Source organism: Paracoccus aerius, assembly GCF_014656455.1.
Classification (GTDB): Bacteria; Pseudomonadota; Alphaproteobacteria; order Rhodobacterales; family Rhodobacteraceae; genus Paracoccus; species Paracoccus aerius.
In genome coordinates this window covers 98,661-124,057 of the sequence record NZ_BNCL01000001.1, presented here as the reverse complement: position 1 = coordinate 124,057, position 25,397 = coordinate 98,661, and the positions used below count along the sequence as shown (strand labels likewise).

The window sequence follows — 25,397 nt, the reverse complement described above, 5'->3', positions numbered from 1 at the left end:
TCTCCCTAAGACTGGCGTGCATATAAAGGTGTTTTGCCCATAACTCAATGCAAAAGTGCCGCGATAAAGGCCAGGCTGCGCGGCAGTCCTTCCGGCTTGCGCGGGTCACGCAGTGCTGAGAACGGTTTCCGTCGCCCCCGGAACGATCGGTTCCTCCGCCGGCTGATGCGCAACCCAGACACCGCTTTCGCGTGAGAAATACTCGTGCTGGGGTGGCCGGAAAGCCGCTTGGCCCATCGGCGCGATGTGCCGTTCGATCGACAAGAACGGGCCGTCGATCTGCAGGACCGCGAATTCGTTCTGCCTGTCGGACAGCCGCCCGCACAGTGCCGTCCCCGCCTGCACCTGCAAAAGGCCGGGATGCGCCGTCTGGTCCAGCATGGCCCCGGTTGCCCAGACATGCAGGTGCCCGGACAGGGCGATCTGCGCGCCTGCGCGGTCCAGCCGGGCCAATGCCTCGGGCGCGCGGCGCGACAGCTCCTTGTCGACCTGCGCCAGATGTTCAAGGGGATGGTGCACGGCCACGATGTTCATCGCCTCCGGGTCAAGGCTATGTTCCAACCGGGCGATCTCTCCGTCGCGGATGATGCCGCGCTGCACCGCCGAGGGATCGACGCTGTTCAGCCCCATGACGCGGACCCGGCCAATCTGGCGGCAGGGCGTCAGTTGAGGGCCAATGGCGCGGCGAAACCCCCGCCACGGCATCAGGAACCGGACCGGCAGGTTGTAAAGCGGCACGTCGTGGTTGCCGGGGATCACCATCACCGGCGCTTCGATCCGCGACAGGAACGCAGCCGCCTGGGAATACTGGGCGGGGCGGGCACGGTGCGTCACGTCGCCCGTCACCACGACAAGATCGGCCCGGGCGGCATTGACCCGGTCCAGCAGGGGCTCCACCAGTTCGGACCGGTGGAAGCCGAAATGCAGGTCGGACAGATGGGCGATCCGCGTCACGCCCCGGCGTCCTGCGTCTTGTTGCTGCCATCGGCGGGAACCAGAACCTTCAGCGCGCCATGCATCACCTGGACGTGGAAGGGGCTTTTCATCCGTGTCTTCTCGCCGTCATGGGCGATCAGCTGCTGGGCCTTGTCGGTCTCGATCTGCAGGCTTTCGGTGACGATCAGGTCGAAGTCGCTGTCCTTGGCACTGAAGCCAAGGGCCAGCCTGACGGCCGAACGCATCAGCGGCAGCGGCTTGCGCGCCTTGGCGATCAGCACCGCAAGGTTCCCGGCACGGATCGCATCGGCCCCATCCAATCCGAAGGAATCAAGCTGGTAGGCGCTGCGGGCCACGAAGACCAGGGCCGTGGTGTATCGCTGCTCCTCTCCCTCGACCGTGGCGGTCAGGCGCATGGGGTGGCGCAGCCGCCGAAGCGCGACCATCACCGACCAATAGGCCGCAAGCCGCGAACGGCCCCAGCGTTTGTAGATCCCCTCGCGCGTCTTGAGGATATGCGGATAGGCGCCAAGGCTGACGTTGTTCAGGAAGACAAGCCCGTCGATCTGGCCCACATCGACGGCGCGCGGCCGGGCGTCCAGCAGCGTTTCAAGGGCGTCCTCGATCGTCTCGCCCACGCCCAGGTCGCGCGCGAAATAGTTGAAGGTGCCGCCCGGAAGCACGCCCATCAGCGTGTCCGTTCCGGCAAGCGCGCCCGCAATGGCCGATTGCGTCCCGTCGCCGCCCGCGGCCACGACGACATCGAAACCGTCCCTGACCGCCTGCCGGGCAAGGTCCTGCAACTGATCGCCCCGGCTGGTTTCCCGCAGCGCAAATTCGGCCACCCGCCCTTGCAGCGCCTCTCGGATGGTCTTGGCCTGGGCTTCGGCATCCTGCTTGCCCGACCCGCGGTTGCGGATCACGCACAGCCTGCAGGCGGAAAGATCGACCTTGTCGGCGGTGTCACGCATCGGGGTCCCCATGTCGGTTGCCCTCATCAACACCCGGACCGCCGGGCAGTTTCACCGCATCCGCATCAAAGGCTGAGGGCTGCCTCTTGGACCGAGGGGCGCAGGCCCGCGCCGCCCGCGGCGATGTAGGATTTCAACTGCTCGCGCATGCGGGGTTCCCAGTAATCCTTCAGATGCGCCGCGATCTTGTCGGGCGCGTGGCCCGGCTGGGTGTCGAAGAACGTGGCGATCTGGTTGGCCATGGTGACCATCTTTTCAGGCGACATCGGAAACCTTTGCCCGCAGGCGTTCGGGGTGGCAGAACAGGTCGAAGCCTTCGCCACGCGCAAAGGCGGCAAGGGTCAGGCCCGCCCCTTCGGCCAGGCGCAGGGCGTGCAGCGTGGGGGCGGATACGGCGATCAGGACGGCGCAGCCCGCCATCACGCATTTCTGCACCATCTCGGTGGACACGCGGCTGGTCAGCACGATCGCACCCTGCGCCGGGGCGATCCCCTGCCGCGCCATCGCGCCGATCAGCTTGTCCAGCGCATTGTGGCGGCCGACATCCTCGCGCGCCAGGACGACCCCCTGCCCCGGCAGCAGGAAACCTGCCGCATGGACGGCGCGGGTCCGATCATGCAGCGGCTGCCAGCCGCGCAGGGAGTCGGTTGCGGCTGCAATCTCCTGAACCGACAGGGTCGGACCCATCCCGGAAAGGCTGGGCAGCGACCGGACCGCAGCCTCGATGCTGTCGATGCCGCAAAGTCCGCAACCCACGGGTCCGGCCAGCGACCGGCGGCGGGCGGCAAGGGCTGCGCCGCGATCCTCGGCCAGCCACATCTGCGCCTCGATCCCCTTTTCATGGGCGATCACATCGCAACTGGCGATCTGGGCGGTGCCGGTCACGATCCCTTCGGTGAGGGAAAAGCCCATCGCGAAATCTTCGACATCCGCAGGGGTTGCCATCATCACGGCATGGGTCGATCCGTCATAGACCATGGCGATGGCCGTTTCCTCGGGCAGCGCGCGGGTCACCGCGACGCTGCTGCCGGGGCGATGATGGGTCGCATCCGTGGCCCCGAAGGGCTGTGGCAGGTCCATGTCCTACTCCGCGGCGGTCAGGATCCGCCGCGACCGTTCGGCCTGTTCGTTATAGCTTTCCTGCCATTCGGAGGGACCGTTCGAGGGGCTGACCTGCACCGCCGTCACCTTGAATTCAGGGCAATTCGTCGCCCAGTCCGAGAAGTCGGTGGTGACCACGTTAGCCTGCGTCGTCGGGTGATGGAAGGTCGTATAAACCACGCCCGCCGCCACGCGGTCCGTCAGAACCGCCCGCAGCGTGGTTTCCCCCGCGCGGGACGCCAGCCGCACCCAATCGCCGTCCTTGATGCCGCGCTGTTCTGCGTCGTGGGGGTTGATCTCCAGCACATCCTCGGCGTGCCAGACGACGTTCTCGGTCCGGCGGGTCTGTGCGCCGACGTTGTACTGCGACAGGATCCGCCCTGTGGTCAGCAGCAGCGGGAAGCGCGGGCCGGTGCGTTCGTCGGTCGCGACGTATTCCGTGACCATGAAATGCCCCTTGCCGGACACGAACCCATCGACATGCATCAAGGGCGTGCCGTCCGGCACCTTCTCGTTGCAGGGCCACTGGACGGAACCCTTCTCCTCCAGCAGCTCATAGGTGACGCCGGCGAAGCTGGGTGTGGTAGCGGCGATCTCCTCCATGATCTGGCGGGGATGGGTGTAATGCCAGTTCGCGCCCATGGCATTGGCCAGAAGCTGGGTCACCTCCCAGTCCTCGTATCCGTTGCGGGGGGCCATCACCTTGCGGACGCGGTTGATGCGGCGTTCGGCATTGGTGAAGGTGCCGTCCTTTTCCAGGAAGGTCGAACCCGGCAGGAAGACATGGGCATAGTTCGCGGTCTCGTTCAGGAACAGGTCGTGGACGATCACGCATTCCATCGCGGCAAGGCCCGCCGCGACATGCTTGGTGTCGGGATCGGATTGCAGGATATCCTCGCCCTGGCAGTAAAGGCCCTTGAAGGTGCCTTCGACCGCCGCGTCCAGCATGTTCGGGATGCGCAGGCCGGGTTCGGGGTCGATCTCGCAGCCCCAAGCCTGTTCGAAAATCGCGCGGACATCGGGCAGCTTGACGTGGCGATAGCCGGGCAGTTCATGCGGAAAGCTGCCCATGTCGCAGGACCCCTGCACGTTGTTCTGGCCGCGCAGCGGGTTCACGCCGACGCCGGGACGGCCAATATTGCCGGTCAGCATGGCAAGGTTGGCGATCCCCATCACGGTGGTCGAGCCCTGCGAATGTTCCGTCACGCCCAGGCCGTAATAGATCGCGCCATTGCCGCCGGTCGCATACAGACGCGCCGCCGCGCGCAGATCGGCCGCGGGAACGCCCGTCAGCATCTCTACATTTTCGGGCGCGTGGCGCGGGTCGCTGACGAAATCGACATAGAACTGGAACTCGTCCCAGTCGCAGCGGGTGCGAATGAAATCCTGATCGAACAGCCCCTCGGTCACGATGACATGGGCCATGGCGGTGACGACGGCCACGTTGGTGCCGGGCTTCAAGGGCAGGTGGTAAGCCGCCTGGATATGGGGCGAGCGCACGATGTCGGTGCGGCGCGGATCGACCACGATCAGCTTGGCACCCTGGCGCAGGCGCTTCTTCAGGCGGCTGGCGAAGACCGGGTGCCCGTCGGTCGGGTTCGCGCCGATCACCATCACCACATCGGCCTGTTCGACACTGTCGAAATCCTGCGTCCCGGCGGATGTGCCATAGGTCTTGCCCAACCCGTAGCCGGTCGGCGAATGGCAGACGCGGGCGCAGGTGTCGGTGTTGTTGTTGCCGAAGACCGCGCGGGTCAGCTTCTGCACCAGATAGGTTTCCTCGTTGGTGCAGCGGCTGGAAGTGATGACACCGACCGACTTGCGGCCATACTTGTCCTGGATCCCCTTCATCTTCGAAGCGGCGAAGGCCATCGCCTCGGCCCATTCGACCTCCCGCCAGGGTTGGTCGATGGTCTCGCGGATCATGGGCTTCAGGATGCGGTCCTTGTGCTGGGCATAGCCATAGGCGAAGCGGCCCTTGACGCAGCTATGGCCCCGGTTCGCCTTGCCGTGCTTGTAGGGCACCATGCGCACAAGCTGGTCGCCGTTCAGTTCGGCCTTGAAGGAACAGCCCACGCCGCAATAGGCGCAGGTGGTGATGACGGACCGTTCGGGCGTGCCCAGTTCGATCACCGACTTTTCCTGCAGGGTCGCAGTCGGGCAGGCCTGCACGCAGGCGCCGCAGGACACGCAATCCGAAGTCAGGAAGTCGTCGCCAATCGCCCCCGCCTTGACGCGGCTGTCGAAGCCCCGGCCTTCGATGGTCAGCGCAAAGGTGCCCTGCACTTCCTCGCAGGCGCGGACGCAGCGGGAACAGACGATGCACTTGGCCGGTTCATAGGTGAAATACGGGTTGCTTTCGTCCTTGGGCGTATAATGCGCGTTTACCCCCACGCCGTCGCGGGGCGCGAAGTGGTTAAGCAGCGACCGTTCCTCGGGCGCCTTGTAGCGCACGTCGCGCAGGCCGACCGCACCGGCCATGTCCTGCAATTCGCAATCGCCATTGGCCGAACAAGTCAGGCAGTCCAGCGGGTGGTCGCTGATGTAAAGCTCCATCACGCCCTTGCGCATCCGGCGCAGCTTGTCGGACTGGGTGTGGACGACCATGCCTTCGGTGACAGGCGTCGTGCAGGACGCAGGCGTGCCCCGACGGCCCTCGATCTCGACCACGCACAGGCGGCAGGAACCGAAAGCCTCCATGTTGTCGCTGGCGCACAGCTTGGGAACCATGATGCCGGCCTCGGCTGCGGCGCGCATGACGGACGTGCCTCCCGGGACGGTGATCGCAAAGCCGTCCACGGTCAGCGTGACCGGGGCGCCCTGCTTGGCAGGCGTGCCCATGTCGCGGTCGTCGCCCGGCGGGTATTGTGGGATGATGAAGTCTCTCATTCGGCTGCCTCCTGCAAGGTGGCGAAATCGTCGGGGAAATGGGTCAGGGCGGACATGACCGGGAATGGCGTGAAGCCGCCAAGCGCGCAAAGCGATCCGTCCTTCATCGTCTCGCACAGGTCGGTCAGCAGCGGGATCGCGGCGGCGTCGCCCTGAGCGATGCGGTCGATGGTCTCGACCCCGCGCACCGCGCCGATCCGGCAGGGAGTGCATTTGCCGCAGGATTCGACGGCGCAGAACTCCATGGCAAAGCGGGCCATTCGCAGCATGTCGGCGCTGTCGTCGAAGACCACCAGGCCCGCATGGCCGATCAGGCCGCCCTGGCGGTCGAACTCCTCGTATCCCATCGGCGTGTCGAACTTGGACATCGGCATATAGGCGCCCAGGGGACCGCCGACCTGCACCGCCTTGACCGGCCGCCCGCTGGCCGTGCCGCCGCCGATGTCGTTCACGACCTCTCCCAAGGTCATGCCGAAGGCGGTTTCGAACAAGCCGCCGCGCTTGACGTTGCCCGCGATCTGCAGGGTCACGGTGCCGCGAGACCGGCCCAGGCCGAAATCGGCGTAGTGCTGCGCGCCCTTTTCGAAGATCACCGGAATCGTCGCCAGCGAGATCACGTTGTTCACGACCGTGGGCCGACCCAGGAAGCCCTGCAGCGCAGGCAGAGGCGGCTTGGCGCGCACGGTCCCGCGCTTGCCTTCCAGGCTGTTCAGCAGGCTGGTTTCCTCGCCGCAGACATAGGCGCCGGCGCCCGTGCGCACCTCCATGTCGAAGGCGCGGCCCGATCCCAGCACGTCGGGCCCAAGCAATCCCCGCTGCCGGGCGATCTTCACGGCCTGCGTCAGGATATGGATCGCATCGGGGTATTCCGATCGCAGATAGACATAGCCGCGCGTGGCGCCCACACCCAAGCCTGCGATCGCCATGCCCTCGATCAGCGAGAAAGGATCGCCCTCGATGATCATGCGGTCGGCGAAGGTGCCGCTGTCGCCTTCGTCGGCGTTGCAGACGATGTATTTCTGCGGGGCTTCCGCCTCGGCCACGGTCTTCCACTTGATGCCGGTGGGGAAGCCTGCGCCACCGCGACCGCGCAATCCGCTGTCGGTGACCTCCTGCACGATCTGCGAGCCGGTCATCCCGATGGCGCGGCGCAGGCCCACCAGGCCCCCATGGGTTTCGTAATCGTCCAGATCCAGCGGGTCGATCACGCCGCAGCGGGCAAAGGTCAGGCGGGTCTGGCGCGCGAACCAGTCGATATCCTCGACCCGGCCCAGGCTGTTCAGCTTGCCGTCCAACAGATCCCCCACCTGGTCCGGGTTCACGTTTCCGTAACCGATCCGGCCTTCGGGCGTCTCGACCTCGACCAGCGGCTCCAGCCAGACCATGCCGCGCGTGCCGTTGCGGACAAGCTGCACGTCCAGGCCACGCGCCTGCGCTTCACGCGCAACTGCCTCGGCCACCTCATCGGCGCCCAGGGCCTTGGCGGCGCTGTCCAGGGGAACAAAGATCTTCATGCGCCCACCTCGGCCAGGATGCGGTCCATGCGGGCATCATCGACGCGGCCCAGCACGCGACCATCCACCATCGCGGCAGGCGCGCAGGCGCAGAGGCCGAGGCAATAGACAGGCTCGACCGTCACGGCACCATTGGCGGTCGTGCCGTGCCAGCCTATCCCCAGCTTCTGCAAGGTCGATTCAGCCAAGGCATTGGCGCCCATCGACTGGCAGGCCTCGGCCCGGCAGATCTTCAGGACATGGCGCCCGGCGGGCTGACTGCGGAAATCATGATAGAAGCTGATGACGCCATGCACCTCGGCCCGCCCCAGGTTCAGGACATCCGCCAGCACCGGCACGGCGGCGTGCGGCACGAAGCCCCAGGTTTCCTGCAAGGCGTGCAGCATCGGCAGAAGTGGCCCTTCCAGCGAGGAAAGCGGCGCGACGACCTCGCGGATTTCCTCCTCGGACGGGGCTGGCGCATCAAGATGCATAGGCTGGCCTTTCAACTGTCTTGCTGAACCAGCAGACATCCCGGCCATACCAAAATCAATATCGTTGTTCCGTCAGGCGATAGACATTACCTATCGTTGGCCATGCGACGCGCCTCGGACAGCAGCGCCTCGAGCACGGGGGTATGAGGCTCGCGCCACGGGGCGACAAGGCCCACGGCATGGCTGGCCCCGTCCCCGTCCAGCGGGATCATCCGCAGCGGCTTGCCTTCGGTGAGGAAGCCGGCGATGTCCTCGGGCAGGATGGTGATCCAGCCGCCTTCCAGCACATGCGCGACCAGCACCACGGTGGAACTGGATTCGACGGGCGCCTGCGGGACGACGCCTGCCTCGATCAGGTTGCGGTTGATGATGCGGCGGTTCTGCATGTCGCTGGTCAGCAGGCACATCCGGTGCCCCGCCAGATCGCCCCAAGTCACCCGGTCGCGCCGCGCCAAGGGCGAGTCCAACCCGCAGACCAGCATATAGCGTTCGTCATAAAGGCGGACCGTGCTGACCCGGCCCAGCGGTTCGTTGTCCAAATACGAGATCCCCGCATCGACTTGCAGATCGTCGATCATCTGCAAGATCTCGACCGAGGTGCGCGACAGGATGGTCATGCCCACATTCGGATGGGCCGCGCCGAAACGCGCGCTGATCCGCGCTGCCCAGGTCAGCGCAGTGGGAATGACGGCGATGCGCAACTGGCCCGACAGGCCATGGCGGGTGGCCCGCATCTCCTCTCGCAACTGGCGGGTGTCGCCTACGATGCGGCGGGCCCATACAAGCGCCGACTGCCCCTCGGGCGTCAGGCCGCCATAGCGCGAGCCGCGAAAGATCAGCAGGACGCCAAGCTGTTCCTCAAGCTGCTTGATGCCCGCCGACAGGGTGGGCTGAGTGATCCCCAGGCTTTCGGCGGCGCGGCCGAAATGGCGTTCCTTGGCGACGGCCAGGAACATCTCCAGCTTGTCGATCATGCCGCCCCCCTTGCGGGATCACTGTGCAGGCGCGGCCTGCGCTTCGTCGAACTTGTCCTTGCGGCCCAGCAGACGACGCATCAGCACATAGAACAGCGGCGCGAACAGGATGCCCATAACGGTCGAGGCAATGGTCCCGCCGATCACCGTGGCCCCGATGGCGTTGCGGCCATTGGCCCCTGCGCCCGTGGACAGAAGCAAGGGCAACACGCCCAGCGTGAAGGCGATCGAGGTCATGATGATCGGGCGGAACCGCTGGCGCGCGGCCTCGACCACGGCCTTGAACAAGGGCACGCCGGCTTCGGACTGCTCGCGGGCGAACTCGACGATCAGGATCGCGTTCTTGCCGGTCAGGCCGATCACGGTCAGCAGGCCCACCTGGAAGAAGACGCCGTTGTCGAAGCCGCCAAGGTAGGCGCCGACAAGGGCGCCCAGCACGCCGATCGGCATGACCAGGATCACCGCCAGCGGGATCGACCAGCTTTCGTAAAGCGCGGCCAGGCACAGGAAGACCGCGGCCAGCGACAGCGCGTAAAGCAGGGTCGTCTGGTCGCCGGATTCCCGTTCCTCCAGCGACAGGCCGGTCCAGGCCACGGCAAATCCGGGCATCTGGGCCACAAGCCGCTCGACCTCGGCCATCGCGTCGCCTGAACTGACGCCAGGGGCCGGGCTGCCCTGGATCTGCATCGAGGGGATGCCGTTATATCGGTTCAGGCCCTGCGGCCCGAAGGTCCAGTCCCCGGTCGAGAAGTTCGAGAAGGGCACAAGCCCGCCCATCGCATTCCTGACCCGCCACTTGTCGAAATCGGCCGGGGTCGACCGCGATGTCGCCTCGCCCTGCACATAGACGCGCTTGATGCGGCCGCGATCCACGAAGTCGTTCACATAGCGGCCCGTCCAGGCGATCTGCAGCAGGTTCGCCACATCGGTCGCCGTCACGCCCATCGCGCCTGCCTTGCGCCAGTCGATGTCCAGCCGGAACTGCGCAGCATCCTCCAGCCCCGAAGGACGGGCCTGGGCGATCAAGGGGCTTTGCGCCGCCATCCCCAGGAACTGGTTCCGGGCCTCGAGCAGCTGCTCGTTCGACTGCCCGCCCCGCGCCTGCAGATAGAAGTCGAAGCCCGAAACGTTGCCGAGTTCGATCACCGAAGGCGGCACGATGGGGAAGACCATCGCGTCCTGGATCTGGCTTAGCGCGCCGAAGGCCCGGCCTGCGACGGCCTGCACCGATTGCGCGGGATCGGGCCGGTCCTTCCAGTCCTTCATCCGCACGAAGGCGATGCCGACGTTCTGGCCCTGCCCCGCGAAGCTAAAGCCCACCACGCCGAACATCGAATCGACGGAATCCTTTTCCTGGTTCAGGAAGTAGTCCTGCACCTGGTCGATGACTGCAGCCGTCCGTTCCGCCGTGGCACCGGTCGGACCTTGGATCAGGACGAACATGATCCCCTGGTCCTCGTCGGGCAGGAAGCCTTCGGGCGTGCGCAGGAACAGCAGCACCATCGCCGCGCCAATGGCCGAATAGACCAGCAGCACCCGCAGCGGGCGGCGCACGATCCAGCCCACCGCGCCGGTATAGCCGTTGGTGGTGCGGTCGAAGTTGCGGTTGAACCAGCCAAACAGGCCGCGCTTGGTGTGATGGTCCTTGGACCGCAGCAGCGTTGCGCAAAGGGCGGGCGTCAGCGTCAGCGCCACCAGCACCGACAGAGCCATGGCCGAGACGATGGTGATCGCGAATTGCTGATAGATCACCCCGGTCGAGCCGGGGAAGAAGGCCATCGGAACAAAGACCGCCGACAGCACCAGGGCAATGCCGACCAGTGCGCCGGTGATCTGACTCATCGACTTGCGGGTGGCCTCTCGCGGGGGAAGGCCTTCTTCCTCCATGATCCGCTCGACGTTTTCCACCACAACGATGGCGTCGTCCACCAGCAGGCCGATCGCCAGCACCATGGCAAGCATGGTCAGCGTGTTGATGGTGAAGCCGAAGGCCGCCATGATGCCGAAGGTGCCCAGCAGCACGATGGGCACGGCCAGCGTCGGGATCAGCGTCGCCCGCCAGTTCTGTAGGAAGACATACATGACGACGAAGACCAGCACGATCGCTTCGATCAGGGTCTTCACTACTTCCTCGATCGAGATCTCGACAAAGGGCGAGGTGTCGAAGGGGATCACGTAGTCCACGCCTTCGGGGAAGAACTCGGCGAATTCCTCCATGCGTTCCTTGACACGCTCGGCCGTGTCGAGCGCATTGGCGCCCGGCGCCAGGGACAGTGCCATGCCCGCCGCGGGGCGGCCGTTGAAGGTCGCCTCGGTCGCATAGCTTTCAGCCCCGATCTCGACCCGGGCGACGTCGCGCAGCAACACCAGGCCGCCATTCTCCTCGGCCCGCAGGACGATCTGGCGGAAATCCTCGGGCGTGGACAGCAGCGACTGCGCGGTCACCGTGGCGTTCAGTTGCTGCCCCTCGACGGTGGGCAGGTCGCCGAAGGCCCCGGCCGAGATCTGCGTGTTCTGCGCCGACACCGCCGCCACCACGTCCGAGGGCGCGATTTCATAGGCGGCCAGCTTGTCGGGATCCAGCCAGATGCGCATGGCATAGGGCGCGCCGAAGACCTGCACGCTGCCTACGCCCTCTACACGGGACAGGTCGTCCACCAGGTTCGAGAACATGTAGTCCGAAAGGTCGGTCTGGTCGTAGTTGTCGTCGCCGATCAGGCCGATCACCATCAGGAAGCCGGCGGTCGATTTCTCGACCACCACGCCCTGCCGCTGCACGGGTTCGGGCAGCAGCGGCGTGGCCTGGGACAGCTTGTTCTGAACCTGGACCTGGGCGATGTCGACGTCGGTCCCCGTCTCGAATGTCAGTGTGGTCGAGGACGATCCCGCCGAGGTCGAGCCGGACGAGATATAGCGCAAACCGTCAAGGCCGGTCATCTGCTGCTCGATCACCTGCGTCACGGTATTCGAAATGGTTTCGGCCGAGGCGCCGGGATAGGTCGCCCGGATCGTCACCGAGGGCGGCGCGATCTGCGGATACTGCGCCACCGGCAGGGTCAGGATCGACAGGATGCCGATGCCCATGATGATGATCGAGATCACCCAGGCGAATACCGGACGGTCGATGAAGAAACGGGCCATGATCTGTCGCGCCTTCGTGCTGGGGGCGTCAGTTGGTGGACGCGGCGTCGGCCGGCGGGGCGGCCTGGTCGGCCGAGGCGGTCGCGGCCGGTTCGCTGCCGCGTTCCTGCGGCGTCACGGGCGCACCGGGCGCCACGCGCTGCAGGCCGGACACGATCAGCCGGTCGCCGCTGGCAAGACCCTTTGTCACGACCCACTGGTTGCCCTGGTCCTGGGCGATTTCAAGCGCGCGTTCCTCGACGATGTTGTCGCTGTTGACGATCATCGCGATGGGACGGCCGCGGCGGTCGCGGCTTACGCCTTCCTGCGGGGCAAGGATTGCGTTCTTCAATTTTGCTTGCGGGATGTCGGCCTGCACGAACATGCCGGGCAGCAGCAGGTTGTCGGGGTTCGCGAACTCCATCCGCAGGGTGATCACGCCGGTCATCTCATCGACGTAGGGTTCGGCGGCGGTCATCGATCCGGTATGTTCATAGGTGCTGCCATCGGCCAGGCGCAGCGAGACGGTGCGGTCGGCCCCCGTGGGCAGCGCGGCTTCGGGGCCCATCCGCTGCCAGCGGACGATCTCGGCCGCGGATTGGGTCACGTCCACGCGCACCGGGTCGATGCGGCGGATGACGGCAAGGGGATTGGCCTGCCCCGCCGTCACAAGGGCGCCGGGGCTGGCCTGCGCCAGGCCGATCACCCCGTCGATGGGGGCGGTGATGGTGGTGCGGTCCAGGTCGATCTGGGTGGCCAGCAACTGAGCCTCGGCCGCCTTGACGGCCGCTTCGGCGGCGTCGCGGGCGGCGATGGCGCTGTCCTGGTTCTGTTCGCTGGCAACGCGACGGTCGCGCAGGGCAACCACGCGTTCCGCATCGCGCCGGGCCGCGTCGGCCTGAGCCTGGGCCTGCGCCAGGGACGCCACAGCCTGGGCTTGCGCGGCCTCATAGGTGCGGGGGTCGATCCGATACAAGGGATCGCCCTCGGCCACCACGCTGCCTTCCTCGAACAGGCGCTCGACGATCAGGCCGCCGACCTGGGGGCGCAGCTCGGCCTCGGCCGAGGCGACGACGCGGCCCGGCAAGGTCGCCGTCAGCGTCACGTCCTGCGCCTGGACCGTCACCACCGTAACCGCAGGGGGCGGCATGTCGCCGCCCGGCGCCTGCGCCATAACAGCAGCCGGACCCGTTGCCGCAACCATGCCGGCAAGAACAAAGAATCGTGTCAGCCTGGCCATGCTGTCCGTCCGTCTGAAGGTTTTCCGATGCCGGCGCCTGCCCCTTCGCGAAGGGCAGTTCGTCGCCGCCGCTCACGCTATCGTCAAGCGGTGCAAAGGACAACGGGTCTGATGCGATTTCGCGGCGCTGTTGCGGCGGCGCACTTGCCTGATGCACAGCCCGCAGGCAGTCTCATTCGCGCAGATGAACGGTGGAGGATCCGATGACTGCCTATCTGATTGCCGACGTGACGGTGACCGACGATTCCTGGGTGCCCGAATATGCGGCCCGCGTGCACGAAATCGCGGCACGCCATGGCGGGCGATACCTCTCGCGGTCGGGCAACATCGACACGCTGGAGGGCAAGCCGCTGGGCAGCACCCTTGTCGCGCTGATCGAGTTCCCGTCCAAGGACGCGGCCCGCGCCTTTGCCAGCGATCCTGAATACGTCCCCCTCGGGCAGGCACGCAAGGCCGGCAGCATCAGCAATTTCCACCTGATCGACGACACCGACTTGGCCGGAGGCATCCCCTATCTGCCGAAGGGGTGAACTGTCCGATTGCATGGCCTGCGCAAAAGCGGCAAGGAAACGGCATTGGGCCGGACCAGGCCCTTAGCAGGACAGGTCGCGATGCAATTTACCTATGGATCCTCGGTGGTCAGGATCAACATGCCCGATCACCCCAGTCTTCGGGCCGAACTGACCCGCCGCTTTCGCGCGGGCGAAGGCTTCGCCCTGGCGACGATCAACCTGGACCACCTGGTCAAGCTGCGGCAGGATCCCGGGTTTCGGGCCGCCTATGCCCAGCATGACCTGATCGTGGCCGACGGCAATCCGATCGTCTGGCTTTCCCGGCTGGCCGGGCATTCGGTTCAACTGGTCGCGGGATCGGATCTGGTCGTTCCCCTGACCCAGCTTGCCGCGGCCGAGGATGTCGGCGTGGCCCTTGTCGGCACGACGGAAGCGGCGCTGACCGCCGCAGCCGACGAAATCGCCCGCCGCGCCCCCGGATGCCGGATCGTGGCCCGCATCGCCCCGCCCATGGGTTTTGATCCCGACAGCGAGGCTGCCCGAGATCTGCTGCTGCAAGTCCGCGACAGCGGGGCGCGGCTGTGCCTTCTGGCGCTTGGCGCGCCCAAGCAGGAACGGCTGGCAGCACGCGGCCGGTCCGTGGCGCCCGAAGTGGGCTTCGCCTCGATCGGCGCGGGCTTGGATTTCCTGGCTGGCAATCAGACCCGTGCACCGCGATGGGTCCGGCGGATCGCGATGGAATGGGCCTGGAGGATGGGGTCGGCACCCAAGCGCCTTGTCCCCCGCTATGCGAAATGCGCCGCCATCCTCCCGTCCGAGGCGATGGCGGCCTTCAGGCAGCGTCGCTGATCAGCAGCCCGTCCGCCCCAGGACAACCGACACTGTGCGGACCAGGATCGACAGGTCGCTTGCGAAGGACAGGCCGCGTTCGTAGCGGTCGTCATACCAGGCGCGGGCGGCGAAGGTGGTCTTGTTGCGACCGGCCGTCTGCCAGAAGCCGGTGATGCCGGGACGGAGGCGGTAATATCCCTCGCCCGAATACAGGACTTCCTGGTCCGGCATCATGGGACGCGGGCCGACCAGGCTCATGTCGCCGGAAACGACGTTCCACAGTTGCGGCAGTTCGTCCAGGGAACTGGCGCGCAGCATCTTGCCAAAGGCCGTGACGCGGGGATCGTCGCGCAGTTTCTGGGTTTCGTCCCATTCCTTGCGGGCCTGGGGGTTCTCGGACAGATAGGCTTCCAGGCGCTGATCTGCGCCCTGGACCATGCTGCGCAGCTTCCACATCCGGAAAACCCGGCCGTTCCTGCCGATCCGCTGTTGCGAATAGAAGGGATTCTTCCCGTCCATCATGACGATCAATGCCAAAAGCAGCACCAGCGGAAGAACCACCGGCGAACTGAGCAGGACGACAATCACGTCCAGCGGGCGCTTGACCAGGCTGCGATACAGCCAGGGACGCGAATTTTCAATGGAGGGGGCAGCCGCAACATGGGCCAGGGCAACAGACTGAGTCTTAACCTGCATCACTACCTGCACTAACACTTTTTAAAAATGCCCCCGAAAACACCAAGGGCGGCCACTGATAACGAGATCGACACTAGCATCCCTGCAACCGGATGGACATGCATAAAGTTTGATTTAACTGGGTTAATGACCTGACATTTTAGATAGGATGGACATGGCAAGGCCAATTTCGCCCGGCTTCGGCGACCAAATGCAGGCGAAGATTCGGGCCAGGAATCATCCATGCGGGCTGGCTGCACGGCGCTTTGCTATTTCTCCTGCTGTTTGGTTGAACTGCGCCGCGTTCAGCCTATGCTGCGCTGCAACATGCCTGCCCAAGCCGGGACAAGGAAGGAAACGCCATGACCGATGAAACACGCCGCCGTGCCGAAGACATCCGTAGCGAAATCGAGAAGGTGACTTCTGCGGTCCTGCCACAACCCCAGCCCGAACCCGTATCGGTTCGCGCCGCCGATCCCCAGCTTCAGGCCGAGATCAGGCGCCGGATGGACGAGATCGACCTGGGCGATTCCGGCTCGATCGTCCGTTTCGGCACCCGCGCCCAGGCCGGCTTGCAGGAAATCAGCCAGAAGATGCTGGCGGATGTCAAAAGCAAGGACGTGGGACCGGCGGGCGAAAGCCTGCGTGGCATCGTCACGACGATCCGCGGCTTCTCGACTTCCGAACTGGACATGCGGCGCACCCGAAGCTGGTGGGAAAAGCTGCTGGGCCGGTCCGCCCCCTTCGCGAAGTTCGTGGCGAATTACGAACAGGTCCAGACCCAGATCGACCGCATCACCGTCGAGCTTGAGCGGCACGAACAGACGCTGCTGAAGGACATCAAGGCGTTGGACCAGCTTTATGACCACACGCTGAACTTCTATGACGAACTTGCCCTCTACATCGCCGCGGGCGAGGAAAAGCTGCAGGAACTGGACAGTAAGGCCATTCCCGAACTGGAGGCGACCGTCGGCGCCGCGCCGGAGGACGACCAGGTGATGAAGGCCCAGGCCCTGCGCGATCTGCGGGCCGTTCGCGACGACTTGGAACGCCGGGTCCATGACCTGAAACTGACGCGGCAGGTGACGATGCAGTCCCTGCCCTCGATCCGGCTGGTGCAGGAAAACGACAAGTCGCTGGTCACCAAGATCAACTCGACCCTGGTGAACACCGTGCCGCTTTGGGAAACCCAGCTTGCCCAGGCGGTCACCATCCAGCGCAGCGCCGAGGCTGCCCGCGCCGTCAAGGAAGCCAGCGACCTGACCAATGATCTGCTGACGCGCAATGCCGACAACCTGCGGCAGGCCAATGTGCAGATCCGCACCCAGACGGAACGCGGCGTCTTCGACATCAACTCGGTCAAGGCGGCCAACGCCCAGTTGATCGCCACGATCGAGGACAGCCTGCGCATCGCCGACGAAGGCCGCGCCCGCCGCGCCGCCGCCGAAAGCGAGTTGACGAAGATGGAGGCCGACCTGCGCGACACCCTGGCTCGCGCGACTGCGCAGCGGCAGGAAGGACCCGCCCGGCGATGATGGCTGCACCGACCATGACCGGCTTCTGGCGCAGCTTGCCGCTGCTGGGCCTCTTGACCCTGGCCGCCTGCCAAGCGCCCGCGCCCGGTCCGCAGGCAACGCCCTCGCCCCGGCCGCAGCCCCGCCCCGAGGAGGCGGGCGCCAGCCAGGCCGAACTGCGCAAGGCCCGCGCGGAACGCAATCGCGCCGCCAATGCCGCCGCGGCCGAGGCGCTGACAAAGGCCAGTCTTGCCAGCAATGCCCAACGCGACTTCTATGCCCGGGCCGAGCTTGCCTTGCGCGACCGGGGCCGCCTTCGCCGCGACCGCGTGCCCCAGGACGCACCGATCGACGTGGAAACCCTGACCCGCAACTTCGTGGCCATCGCGCTGCGCGATGAATACGGATCGGGCGGGATGCGCGCGACAGGCGGCGGCGGTCCCGCGCCCTTGCGGCGTTGGGGTGAACCCGTGCGCCTGCAGATGGAGTTCGGCACGGTCGTCGATGTAGCCGCGCGCCGCGCCTATCGGGTCGAGGTCAGCCAGTTCGCAGCCCGCCTTGCCGGGGCCACCGGCCATCCCGTCTCGCTGGCGGAAGGCAACGGCAACTTCGTGGTGATGGTCCTGTCCGATGACGAACGCCGCGCCATCGGACCCAGGCTGGCGCAGTTGGTGCCAGGCATTCCCGCGCAGGACATCGCGGTGATGCAGGGGCTGGATCCCGACAATTTCTGCACGGTTTTCGCCTATTCGCGCGGGGCCGAGCCGGTCTATTCCAACGCCGTCGCCCTGATCCGGGCGGAACTTCCGCCCCTGCTTCAGACCTCTTGCATCCACGAGGAACTGGCCCAGGGCATGGGACTGGCCAATGACAGCCCGGCCGCGCGTCCCTCGGTCTTCAATGACGACGAGGAATTTGCCCTGCTGACGCGGCATGACGAACTGCTGCTGCAGATCCTTTACGACCCGCGCCTGCGCCCCGGCATGACGCAGGCCGAGGCCGAGCCGATCGTGCGCCAGATCGCCGGAGAGCTTCTGGCGCAAAGCATCTGACTTGCGCCCCGCCTGGCCTTGGCCGCATACATGACTGACATCCTGCGGAGGCGATCATGGCGATCTTCGACATTCTCGGCGGCGAATTCATCGAAGTCATCGAATGGACCGATGACACGCGCGACACGATGGTCTGGCGCTATCCCACCGTCGGCAACGCGATCAAATACGGCGCCAAACTGACCGTCCGCGAAGGCCAGTCGGCCGTCTTCGTCCATGAAGGCCAGCTTGCGGACACCTTCGGCCCTGGCCTCTACATGCTGGAAACGAACAACCTGCCGATCCTGACGCGGCTTCAGCACTGGGACCACGGCTTCCGCAGCCCCTTCAAGTCCGAGGTCTATTTCGTCAGCACGACGCGTTTCAACGACCTGAAGTGGGGCACCCGCAATCCGATCATGGCCCGCGACCCCGAGTTCGGGCCGGTCCGCCTGCGGGCCTTCGGCACCTATTCTATGCGCGTGACCGACCCCGCCCGCTTCATGACCGAGATCGTGGGCACAGACGGCGAGTTCACCCGCGACGAGATCGCCTTCCAGATCCGCAACGTGATCGTGCAGGAGTTTTCCCGCGTGATCGCCGGCTCGGGGATCCCCGTCCTCGACATGGCGGCCAATACCGGCGACCTGGGGAAGCTGGTTTCCCAGGCCATCGAACCCACCATCGCCGCCTATGGCATCTCGATCCCCGAGTTCTACATCGAGAATATCAGCCTGCCCCAGGAGGTCGAGAAGATGCTGGACAAGCGGACCTCGATGGGAATCCTGGGCGATCTCGACCGCTTCGGCCAATATGCGACAAGCGAGGCGATGGTGAACGCAAGCCAGAACCCCGGCGGCGCGGGTGCCGGCATGGGGGCCGCAATGGGCGCGGCGCTTGGCGCGGGGATGGCAAGCCGTCCCGTATCCGGACCTTGGGGCAGCATTCCGCAAGCTGGCGCAACGCCGCCCCCCTTGACGCAGGCCGATGCTGCCTGGCACGTGGCGCTGAACGGCAAGGCCGAGGGACCGTTCGACCGCGCGGGCCTGGAACGGCTGGCGTCCGAGGGACGGTTCGGCGCCGAGACCCTGGTCTGGACGGCAGGCCAGGATGGCTGGCGCAAGGCGGGCGACATTCCGGATCTTGCGCGCCTGTTTCCCCCGATGCCGCCGCCCCTGCCCGGATAGGCGATGCCCACGCCCCAGGCCGAACACCGCTATCCCTGCGAACAATGCGGGGCCAGCCTGCGCTTCCAGCCGGGCCAGCAGGTGCTGGTCTGCGACTGGTGCGGGCACCGTCAAGCCATCGGCGACGGTCCGACCCGCGCCCCTGCGCGTCAGCCTCACGGCGGGGCCGAGGCGGCGGATGCGATCCTGGCCGATCCCGAGACGGGCCGGGCGCTGCAATGGGATGCGGGGCACAAGTCGCCCGACCTGGCCGAGATCCCCTTGGAACATGGCCTGCGGCTAGAGGCGGGGTCCGACCTCGCGCAGACGGTCCGTCTGCTGTCCTGTCCGAACTGCGGCGCGCAGATCGAACGTGACGACGCGACCCATTCAAGCGCCTGCCCCTTCTGCGCAACGCCCGTCGTCACCGACACCGGCACAAGCCGCAAGATCAAGCCGCAGGGCGTCCTGCCCTTCCTCCTGACCGAGGATCAGGCCCACCGCGCCATGCAGGACTGGCTGGGAAGCCTGTGGTTCGCGCCGTCCGGCCTGACGGCCTATGCCAGGCGCGGGCGCAAGATGCGCGGCGTCTATTCGCCATACTGGACCTTCGATGCCCGCACGCGGTCCAGCTATGTCGGGCAGCGCGGCGATCACTACTATGAAACGGTCTGGGTCACGCAGCAGATCAACGGCCGCAGCCAGAGGGTGGCCCAGCAGGTCCGCCGCACCCGCTGGCGAGCCGCCTCGGGACAGGTCGCACGGGATTTCAACGATGTGCTGGTGCTGGCCTCGGCCTCGCTGCCGCGCAGGTTCGTGGACGCGCTGACCCCCTGGGACCTGTCGCACCTGCGCCCCTATCGCCCCGATTACCTGGCGGGCCTTGAGTCCGAGGCCTATACGATTCCCCTGGCGCAGGGCCACCAGACAGCCCGGGAACAGATGGCCGGGGTGATCCTGAACGATGCGCGCCGCGACATCGGCGGCGATGAACAGCGCGTCGACCATCTCCAGACGCAACACAGCGACGAGACGTTCAAGCACATCCTGCTGCCGATCTGGACCGCCGCCTATCGTTACAACGGCAAGGGCTACCGCTTTGTCGTGAATGGCCAGTCCGGCCGGGTCATGGGCGAACGGCCCTGGTCCGCCTGGAAGATCGCCATGGCCGTCATTGCCGCTCTGGTAGCGATAACGGCTTTCATGTATCTGGCCGAGGCAGGCGGCTATGTCGACCTGCAATTGGGGGATGTGGTCCAAGGTTACTAGGAGGGAATGATGATCCTGTGCGCGGGCGAATCGCTGATCGACATGGTGCCGGAAGACGGCGCGTTCCGCCCACTGGCCGGCGGATCGGTCTATAACACCGCCATCGCCCTTGGCCGGTTGGGCGAGGATGTCGCCTATCTCTGGCCGATCAGCCGCGACCCCTTCGGCGACGTCCTGCTGCGCCCCTTGTCGGAAGCAGGCGTCAACACCGACCTTTGCCCGCGAACCGACCGTCTGACCACGCTGGCCCTTGTGACGCTGAGCGGTGGCGAGGCGCGGTATTCGTTCTATGACGAAGGCTCGGCCGGGCGGATGCTGACGCCCCAGGACATTCCTGCCCTGCCCTCCAGCATCATGGCCTTGTTCGCAGGCGGCATCAGCCTTGTCCCCGATCCCTGCGGCGCCGCGATCGAGTCGCTGATCGCACGTGACGGCGACCGTCTGCCGGTGATGCTGGACCCAAATATCCGCCCGTTCTTCATAGCCGATCCGGCCTCGTACCGGGCGCGCCTGTCCCGGCTGATCGCAAGGGCCGATATCGTCAAGCTGTCGGGCGACGACCTGGAATGGATGTATCCGGACATGGCCCCTGCGGACGCGGCGCGGCAGGTGCTGGCCGAAGGGCCGCGCCTGGTCCTGCAAACGGGCGGGGCAGAAGGCGCGCGTGCGCACTGGGCAGGCGAAATGATCCAGGTGCCCGCGATCCGCACCACGGTGGCCGACACGATCGGGGCGGGCGACACGTTCAACGCCGCCGTCCTTGCCAGCCTGCGCCGCCAGGGCGTGTTGTCCAAGGCCGGACTTGCCTCGATCAACGGCGCTCAAATCGTCGCTGCCCTGACGCTGGGCGCCCAGGCTGCCGCGATCACCGTGTCACGGCCCGGTGCCAATCCGCCCTGGTCACACGAAATGCCGGGTTGAACGCACTTCCCCAACCGTTCCCACGGCGCTAGAACCGTCGCATGGATATTCTGGACAAGATCAAGGCCTACAAGCTGGACGAAGTCGCCGCCGCCAAGGCTGCCCGTCCCCTGGCCGATGTCGAGGCTGCGGCACGCGCTGCCTCCGCCCCCCGCGGCTTTGCACGCGCCCTGACGGCAAAGGCCGAGACCGGTCCCGCATTGATTGCCGAGATCAAGAAGGCCAGTCCCTCCAAGGGCCTGATCCGTCCGGACTTCGACCCGCCTGCCTTGGCCCGGGCCTATCAGGCGGGCGGCGCCGCTTGCCTGTCGGTCCTGACGGACGGTCCCAGTTTCCAAGGCTCGCCCGATTTTTTGACTGCGGCGCGCGACGCTTGCGACCTGCCTGTCCTGCGCAAGGATTTCCTTTACGACACCTACCAGGTCGCCGAGGCGCGAGGCTTGGGCGCGGACTGCATCCTGATCATCATGGCCTCGGTCGAGGATGGCCTTGCCGCCGAACTTGAAGACGCTGCGTTTCAATGGCGCATGGACGCCTTGCTAGAGGTCCATGACGCGCATGAACTTGACCGGGCGCTGCTTCTGAAATCGCCTCTTATTGGAATAAACAACCGTAATCTCAAGACCTTCGACCTTAGTCTTAATGTGACGCGTGAACTTGCGCCTCGCATTCCTGCGGGCCGTGACATTGTCTGCGAAAGCGGCCTGTTCACCAGCCAGGACGTGGCGTCGATGATGGCGGTCGGCGCGCGCCGGTTCCTGATCGGCGAAAGCCTGATGCGCCAAGCCGACGTGACGGCGGCGACGCGCCAGATCCTGGATTTGGCAGCATGAGCCTGACGCATTTCGACGCCAGCGGGCAGGCGCATATGGTCGATGTCTCCGGCAAGGACGTCACGGCGCGCGAGGCGGTGGCCGAAGGCTGCGTGATCATGTCGAACGAAGCCTTAAACCTTGCCCAAGGTGGCGCCGCCAAGGGCGACGTGACGGGCGTCGCTCGACTGGCCGGGATCATGGCGGCCAAGCGAACATCCGGCCTTATCCCGCTTTGCCACCCCCTGCCGATCAGCAAGGTATCGCTGGACCTTGTGCCCGACCCGGCCCTGCCCGGCCTGCGGGTCAGCGCAACCGTTCGAACAACCGGCCAGACCGGTGTCGAGATGGAGGCACTGACGGCAGTCTCGGTCGCCTGCCTTACCATCTATGACATGCTGAAGGCGGTCGAGAAATCGATGGTCATCACCAATATCCGCCTCCGCAGCAAAAGCGGCGGAAAATCGGGCGACTACGAGGCAGGCGAGTGATCTCGGTCGAGGAGGCGCTTGCCAAGGTCCTGGCGCTGGCCCCCGACTCGCAGCCCGAGGAGGTGCCTCTGGCAGAAGCCTGGGACCGCGTGCTGCTCAAGCCCGCGGTATCGCGCATGACGCAACCGCCCTTCGACGCCTCGGCCATGGACGGCTACGCGATCCGGAACGAGGACATTGGCCGGACCTTGACGGTCGTCGGCGAGGCTGCGGCAGGCCATCCCTATCCCGGAACCGCCTCACCCGGCACGGCGGTTCGCATCTTCACCGGCGCCCCCGTTCCCCCGGGTTTCGACCGCGTTATCATGCAGGAAAACGTCGTCCGGAACAAAGACGGCATCACCATTGCCGATCCGTCGGGTGGCAACAATATCCGGCCCGCGGGCGACGACTTCCACGAAGGCACGACCCTTGCGGCCGGCCGTCGTCTGCGCGCGGCCGACATCGGCCTTCTGGCCGCGATGAACGTGCCAAAGGTTACCTTGGCCAAGCGTCCGCGCGTCGCGATCCTGGCGGGGGGCGATGAATTGGTCCCGCCCGGCGCGATGCCCGGTCCGGGCCAGATCATCAGCTCGAACGACCTGGCGATCGCAGGTCTGATCCGGCAGGTTGGCGGTGATCCGGTGATCTTGCCCATTGCCCGCGACACCGAGGAGAGCATCCGGCAGGCGCTTCAAGGCGCGCAGGACGCTGATCTTCTGGTGACCATCGGCGGAGCATCGGTCGGAGATCACGATCTGATCGGAAAGGTGGCGGACGGTTTGGGCATGCAGCAGGCCTTCTACAAGGTCGCAATGCGTCCGGGCAAGCCGTTGATGGCCGGAATGCTGGCCCAAACGCCGATGATCGGACTGCCGGGAAACCCCGTTTCGGCAATGGTTTGCGGCATCATCTTCATGCAGCCTCTCATCATGCGAATGCAGGGCTTGCGCCACAGGACTGGCTTATTCCACGCCCGCCTCGCAACCGACCTGCCTGCCGAAGGGCCGCGCCAGCACTACCTTCGCGCCACGATTGAAGATGGTGATGGGCTTCCCCTGATCCGACCGTTTTCCAGCCAGGATTCGGCGCGCCTGTCCCTCATGGCCGATGCCGACGCCTTGCTTGTCCGCAAGCCAGGCGAGGCGGCGCGGAAGGCCGGAGACATCGTCGAGTTCCTGCCGCTGCGCGGTTGAGGGATTAACGAAATTTTCAGTTCCCCATGGTCTGTTCATTGACGCGATTCTGCTTGTGCGATAGAACATACACGGAACAATACGATGTCGGGGATGAACCAGATGCTGACCAAGAAGCAAATCCAGTTGCTGGATTTCATCCAGAAGCGTCTGGCACGCGACGGGGTGCCGCCCTCCTTCGATGAAATGAAGGAAGCACTGGACCTGCGGTCGAAGTCCGGCATCCATCGCCTCGTGACCGCGCTTGAGGAGCGGGGCTTCATCCGCCGCCTGCCGCACCGTGCCCGCGCGCTGGAGATCGTGCGGCTGCCTGATGCCTTGCTTGCCGAAACGAAGACCGAAGGCACATCGGCGGCGCAGGGCGGCTTCACCCCGCGTGTCATTGCCAACCCCAAGCCCGCTCGTCCACGCGGTGCGATCTCGATTGTCGACAGCCCTGCCGTCGAGTTGCCGCTGATGGGGCGGATCGCGGCGGGTGTGCCCATCGAGGCGATTTCGGAAGTGTCCCACCATGTCGCCGTTCCCGGAACGATGCTTTCGGGGCGCGAACACCACTATGCGCTCGAGGTGCAGGGGGATTCGATGATCGAAGCCGGGATCAACGACGGCGACGTCGTCGTGATCCGGGAACAGGACACCGCCGATAATGGCGACATCATCGTGGCCCTTGTGGACGGGTCGGAGGCGACGCTGAAACGCTATCGCCGCCGGGGCGGAATGATCGCGCTTGAAGCTGCCAATCCCGCTTATGAACCGCGCATCCTGCCCGAGGATCGGGTGCGCATCCAGGGCCGTCTGGTGGGGCTGATCCGCAGCTATTGAGGATCGGGGCGGGGATCAAAGGTGATCAAAGAACCCCGCGCCTGCCCTTCCCAGAAGTTCTTCGGCCAGATCGGCACCCATCTGCGGGCCGTCCTGCAACGTGCCTTCGCGATGTCCACTGATCGCGGCCGATCCATCCGGACGAAGGATCTCGCCCCGCAGCAGCAGCGTGCCATCCCTGATTTCGGCAAGCCCAGCAATCGGCGTCTGGCAGGATCCGTCCAGGCGGGTCAGGAAAGCGCGCTCTGCAGCAATGCGATCCCCGGTTGGTTGGTGATGAATGGGGGCCAGAAGGGCAGCCGCCGAGTCGTCATGCGCCCGACGCTCGATCCCGATGGCGCCTTGGGCGACAGCAGGCAGCATCTCGGCGGGATCGATGGGACTGCGGGCAACGTGCAGCATGTCCAGCCGGGATAGGCCTGCCATCGCAAGGAAGCTGGCCGTGGCCACGCCTTCCTCCAGCTTTCTCAGACGGGTCTGCACATTGCCGCGAAATTCGACCAACTGCAGGTCGGGTCTCCGATGCGCAAGCTGTGCCCTGCGGCGCAGGCTGGAACTGCCCACAACCGCGCCTGCCGGAAGCTCTGCAATGGACGCATGGATCGGGCTGACAAAGGCGTCGCGCACGTCCTCTCGCGGCAGCAGGCAGTCGATCAACAACCCGGTGGGCTGAAGGGTCGGCATGTCCTTCATCGAATGGACAGCGATGTCGATATCGCCCGACACAAGCGCATCCTCGATCTCGCGGGTGAACAGGCCCTTCCCCCCGATCTCCTTAAGGGGGCGGTCGGTGATCCGGTCGCCGGTCGTCTTGATGACCACGATCTCGAAAGCCTCGGGTGGCAGGCCGTGGGCTGCGGCCAGGCGGTCGCGGGTCTCGTGCGCCTGGGCAAGCGCAAGCATCGAGCCGCGCGTTCCGATCTTGAGGGGGCGAGTGGGGTCGGGCATCCGTGTCATGGC

Annotated in this window: 23 protein-coding genes; 11 read left to right on the top strand and 12 right to left on the bottom strand. The window is 65.8% G+C overall.

What is annotated here, in order from left to right; genetic code table 11:
- Positions 1–105: 105 nt before the first annotated feature.
- From IE224_RS00635 to IE224_RS00590, 10 genes are all read right to left on the bottom strand, one after another.
- Positions 106–954, bottom strand: a complete 849-nt coding sequence (locus tag IE224_RS00635) for a metallophosphoesterase family protein (protein WP_191307202.1) — start codon at positions 952–954, stop codon at positions 106–108.
- On the bottom strand, positions 951–1,907 hold the full coding sequence (locus IE224_RS00630) for a diacylglycerol/lipid kinase family protein (protein WP_229849183.1): 957 nt from the start codon (positions 1,905–1,907) through the stop codon (positions 951–953). The genes IE224_RS00635 and IE224_RS00630 overlap by 4 nt, the downstream gene beginning before the upstream one ends.
- 65 nt (positions 1,908–1,972) lie before the next feature.
- The gene (locus IE224_RS00625; protein ID WP_191307200.1) at positions 1,973–2,173 is read right to left on the bottom strand and encodes a formate dehydrogenase subunit delta; all 201 of its coding nucleotides are present in this window, start codon (positions 2,171–2,173) and stop codon (positions 1,973–1,975) included.
- Complete coding sequence (gene fdhD, locus IE224_RS00620; protein ID WP_191307198.1) at positions 2,163–2,987, bottom strand: formate dehydrogenase accessory sulfurtransferase FdhD; 825 nt, start codon at positions 2,985–2,987, stop codon at positions 2,163–2,165. Before fdhD ends, IE224_RS00625 begins: the two co-directional genes overlap by 11 nt.
- 3 nt (positions 2,988–2,990) lie before the next feature.
- Positions 2,991–5,897: a formate dehydrogenase subunit alpha gene (fdhF, locus tag IE224_RS00615; RefSeq protein WP_191307196.1), complete on the bottom strand. Its 2,907-nt coding sequence runs from the start codon at positions 5,895–5,897 to the stop codon at positions 2,991–2,993.
- The gene (locus IE224_RS00610; protein WP_191307194.1) at positions 5,894–7,411 is read right to left on the bottom strand and encodes a formate dehydrogenase beta subunit; all 1,518 of its coding nucleotides are present in this window, start codon (positions 7,409–7,411) and stop codon (positions 5,894–5,896) included. Before IE224_RS00610 ends, fdhF begins: the two co-directional genes overlap by 4 nt.
- Positions 7,408–7,884: a formate dehydrogenase subunit gamma gene (locus IE224_RS00605; protein ID WP_191307192.1), complete on the bottom strand. Its 477-nt coding sequence runs from the start codon at positions 7,882–7,884 to the stop codon at positions 7,408–7,410. The genes IE224_RS00610 and IE224_RS00605 overlap by 4 nt, the downstream gene beginning before the upstream one ends.
- A gap of 86 nt (positions 7,885–7,970) precedes the next feature.
- Positions 7,971–8,858: a LysR family transcriptional regulator gene (locus IE224_RS00600; RefSeq protein ID WP_191307190.1), complete on the bottom strand. Its 888-nt coding sequence runs from the start codon at positions 8,856–8,858 to the stop codon at positions 7,971–7,973.
- A gap of 18 nt (positions 8,859–8,876) precedes the next feature.
- Positions 8,877–11,999, bottom strand: a complete 3,123-nt coding sequence (locus IE224_RS00595) for an efflux RND transporter permease subunit (RefSeq protein ID WP_191307188.1) — start codon at positions 11,997–11,999, stop codon at positions 8,877–8,879.
- A 28-nt stretch (positions 12,000–12,027) separates the two neighbouring features.
- Entirely contained in the window at positions 12,028–13,218 is a 1,191-nt protein-coding gene (locus tag IE224_RS00590) for an efflux RND transporter periplasmic adaptor subunit (RefSeq protein ID WP_191307186.1), read from the bottom strand.
- Between the two features lie 203 nt (positions 13,219–13,421).
- On the opposite strand from IE224_RS00590, the gene IE224_RS00585 reads away from it, so the two are divergent.
- Positions 13,422–13,748: a DUF1330 domain-containing protein gene (locus IE224_RS00585; RefSeq protein WP_167621908.1), complete on the top strand. Its 327-nt coding sequence runs from the start codon at positions 13,422–13,424 to the stop codon at positions 13,746–13,748.
- Positions 13,749–13,829: 81 nt separating this feature from the next.
- The gene (locus IE224_RS00580) at positions 13,830–14,579 is read left to right on the top strand and encodes a WecB/TagA/CpsF family glycosyltransferase (RefSeq protein WP_191307183.1); all 750 of its coding nucleotides are present in this window, start codon (positions 13,830–13,832) and stop codon (positions 14,577–14,579) included.
- Here the strand turns inward: IE224_RS00580 and IE224_RS00575 are convergent, their stop codons facing one another.
- Complete coding sequence (locus IE224_RS00575) at positions 14,580–15,257, bottom strand: sugar transferase (protein WP_167621906.1); 678 nt, start codon at positions 15,255–15,257, stop codon at positions 14,580–14,582.
- Positions 15,258–15,598: 341 nt separating this feature from the next.
- Here IE224_RS00575 and IE224_RS00570 point away from each other — a divergent pair, with 341 nt between their 5' ends.
- The 9 genes from IE224_RS00570 (at position 15,599) to lexA (ending at position 24,437) form a co-directional block, all read left to right on the top strand.
- Positions 15,599–16,771 (top strand): toxic anion resistance protein, encoded by a 1,173-nt coding sequence (locus IE224_RS00570; protein ID WP_191307181.1) that lies wholly within the window; start codon positions 15,599–15,601, stop codon positions 16,769–16,771.
- Entirely contained in the window at positions 16,768–17,802 is a 1,035-nt protein-coding gene (locus tag IE224_RS00565) for a DUF2927 domain-containing protein (protein WP_229849182.1), read from the top strand. The genes IE224_RS00570 and IE224_RS00565 overlap by 4 nt, the downstream gene beginning before the upstream one ends.
- 56 nt (positions 17,803–17,858) lie before the next feature.
- Entirely contained in the window at positions 17,859–18,968 is a 1,110-nt protein-coding gene (locus tag IE224_RS00560) for an SPFH domain-containing protein (RefSeq protein WP_191307180.1), read from the top strand.
- Positions 18,969–18,971: 3 nt separating this feature from the next.
- On the top strand, positions 18,972–20,216 hold the full coding sequence (locus tag IE224_RS00555) for a TFIIB-type zinc ribbon-containing protein (RefSeq protein ID WP_191307178.1): 1,245 nt from the start codon (positions 18,972–18,974) through the stop codon (positions 20,214–20,216).
- 9 nt (positions 20,217–20,225) lie between these two features.
- The gene (locus IE224_RS00550) at positions 20,226–21,137 is read left to right on the top strand and encodes a carbohydrate kinase family protein (RefSeq protein WP_191307618.1); all 912 of its coding nucleotides are present in this window, start codon (positions 20,226–20,228) and stop codon (positions 21,135–21,137) included.
- Positions 21,138–21,178: 41 nt separating this feature from the next.
- Positions 21,179–21,970 (top strand): indole-3-glycerol phosphate synthase TrpC, encoded by a 792-nt coding sequence (trpC, locus tag IE224_RS00545; protein WP_191307176.1) that lies wholly within the window; start codon positions 21,179–21,181, stop codon positions 21,968–21,970.
- On the top strand, positions 21,967–22,440 hold the full coding sequence (gene moaC / locus IE224_RS00540; RefSeq protein WP_191307174.1) for a cyclic pyranopterin monophosphate synthase MoaC: 474 nt from the start codon (positions 21,967–21,969) through the stop codon (positions 22,438–22,440). The genes trpC and moaC overlap by 4 nt, the downstream gene beginning before the upstream one ends.
- Positions 22,437–23,615, top strand: coding sequence for a molybdopterin molybdotransferase MoeA (locus IE224_RS00535; protein WP_191307172.1), 1,179 nt, complete (start codon positions 22,437–22,439; stop codon positions 23,613–23,615). Before moaC ends, IE224_RS00535 begins: the two co-directional genes overlap by 4 nt.
- Positions 23,616–23,717: 102 nt before the next feature.
- Positions 23,718–24,437, top strand: coding sequence for a transcriptional repressor LexA (gene lexA / locus IE224_RS00530; RefSeq protein ID WP_167621899.1), 720 nt, complete (start codon positions 23,718–23,720; stop codon positions 24,435–24,437).
- Positions 24,438–24,452: 15 nt separating this feature from the next.
- Here lexA and hemC read toward each other — a convergent pair whose 3' ends face one another.
- Positions 24,453–25,394, bottom strand: a complete 942-nt coding sequence (gene hemC, locus IE224_RS00525; protein WP_191307170.1) for a hydroxymethylbilane synthase — start codon at positions 25,392–25,394, stop codon at positions 24,453–24,455.
- Positions 25,395–25,397: the final 3 nt, after the last annotated feature.

Excerpts from the sequence above, each read along its gene's own strand:
- IE224_RS00630 (WP_229849183.1), bottom strand. The coding sequence starts at position 1,907 with ATGCGTGACACCGCCGACAAGGTCGATCTTTCCGCCTGCAGGCTGTGC.
- IE224_RS00625 (WP_191307200.1), bottom strand. The coding sequence starts at position 2,173 with ATGTCGCCTGAAAAGATGGTCACCATGGCCAACCAGATCGCCACGTTC.
- fdhD (WP_191307198.1), bottom strand. The coding sequence starts at position 2,987 with ATGGACCTGCCACAGCCCTTCGGGGCCACGGATGCGACCCATCATCGC.
- fdhF (WP_191307196.1), bottom strand. The coding sequence starts at position 5,897 with ATGAGAGACTTCATCATCCCACAATACCCGCCGGGCGACGACCGCGAC.
- IE224_RS00610 (WP_191307194.1), bottom strand. The coding sequence starts at position 7,411 with ATGAAGATCTTTGTTCCCCTGGACAGCGCCGCCAAGGCCCTGGGCGCC.
- IE224_RS00605 (WP_191307192.1), bottom strand. The coding sequence starts at position 7,884 with ATGCATCTTGATGCGCCAGCCCCGTCCGAGGAGGAAATCCGCGAGGTC.
- IE224_RS00600 (WP_191307190.1), bottom strand. The coding sequence starts at position 8,858 with ATGATCGACAAGCTGGAGATGTTCCTGGCCGTCGCCAAGGAACGCCAT.
- IE224_RS00595 (WP_191307188.1), bottom strand. The coding sequence starts at position 11,999 with ATGGCCCGTTTCTTCATCGACCGTCCGGTATTCGCCTGGGTGATCTCG.
- IE224_RS00590 (WP_191307186.1), bottom strand. The coding sequence starts at position 13,218 with ATGGCCAGGCTGACACGATTCTTTGTTCTTGCCGGCATGGTTGCGGCA.
- IE224_RS00585 (WP_167621908.1), top strand. The coding sequence starts at position 13,422 with ATGACTGCCTATCTGATTGCCGACGTGACGGTGACCGACGATTCCTGG.
- IE224_RS00580 (WP_191307183.1), top strand. The coding sequence starts at position 13,830 with ATGCAATTTACCTATGGATCCTCGGTGGTCAGGATCAACATGCCCGAT.
- IE224_RS00575 (WP_167621906.1), bottom strand. The coding sequence starts at position 15,257 with ATGCAGGTTAAGACTCAGTCTGTTGCCCTGGCCCATGTTGCGGCTGCC.
- IE224_RS00570 (WP_191307181.1), top strand. The coding sequence starts at position 15,599 with ATGACCGATGAAACACGCCGCCGTGCCGAAGACATCCGTAGCGAAATC.
- IE224_RS00565 (WP_229849182.1), top strand. The coding sequence starts at position 16,768 with ATGATGGCTGCACCGACCATGACCGGCTTCTGGCGCAGCTTGCCGCTG.
- IE224_RS00560 (WP_191307180.1), top strand. The coding sequence starts at position 17,859 with ATGGCGATCTTCGACATTCTCGGCGGCGAATTCATCGAAGTCATCGAA.
- IE224_RS00555 (WP_191307178.1), top strand. The coding sequence starts at position 18,972 with ATGCCCACGCCCCAGGCCGAACACCGCTATCCCTGCGAACAATGCGGG.
- IE224_RS00550 (WP_191307618.1), top strand. The coding sequence starts at position 20,226 with ATGATCCTGTGCGCGGGCGAATCGCTGATCGACATGGTGCCGGAAGAC.
- trpC (WP_191307176.1), top strand. The coding sequence starts at position 21,179 with ATGGATATTCTGGACAAGATCAAGGCCTACAAGCTGGACGAAGTCGCC.
- moaC (WP_191307174.1), top strand. The coding sequence starts at position 21,967 with ATGAGCCTGACGCATTTCGACGCCAGCGGGCAGGCGCATATGGTCGAT.
- lexA (WP_167621899.1), top strand. The coding sequence starts at position 23,718 with ATGCTGACCAAGAAGCAAATCCAGTTGCTGGATTTCATCCAGAAGCGT.
- hemC (WP_191307170.1), bottom strand. The coding sequence starts at position 25,394 with ATGACACGGATGCCCGACCCCACTCGCCCCCTCAAGATCGGAACGCGC.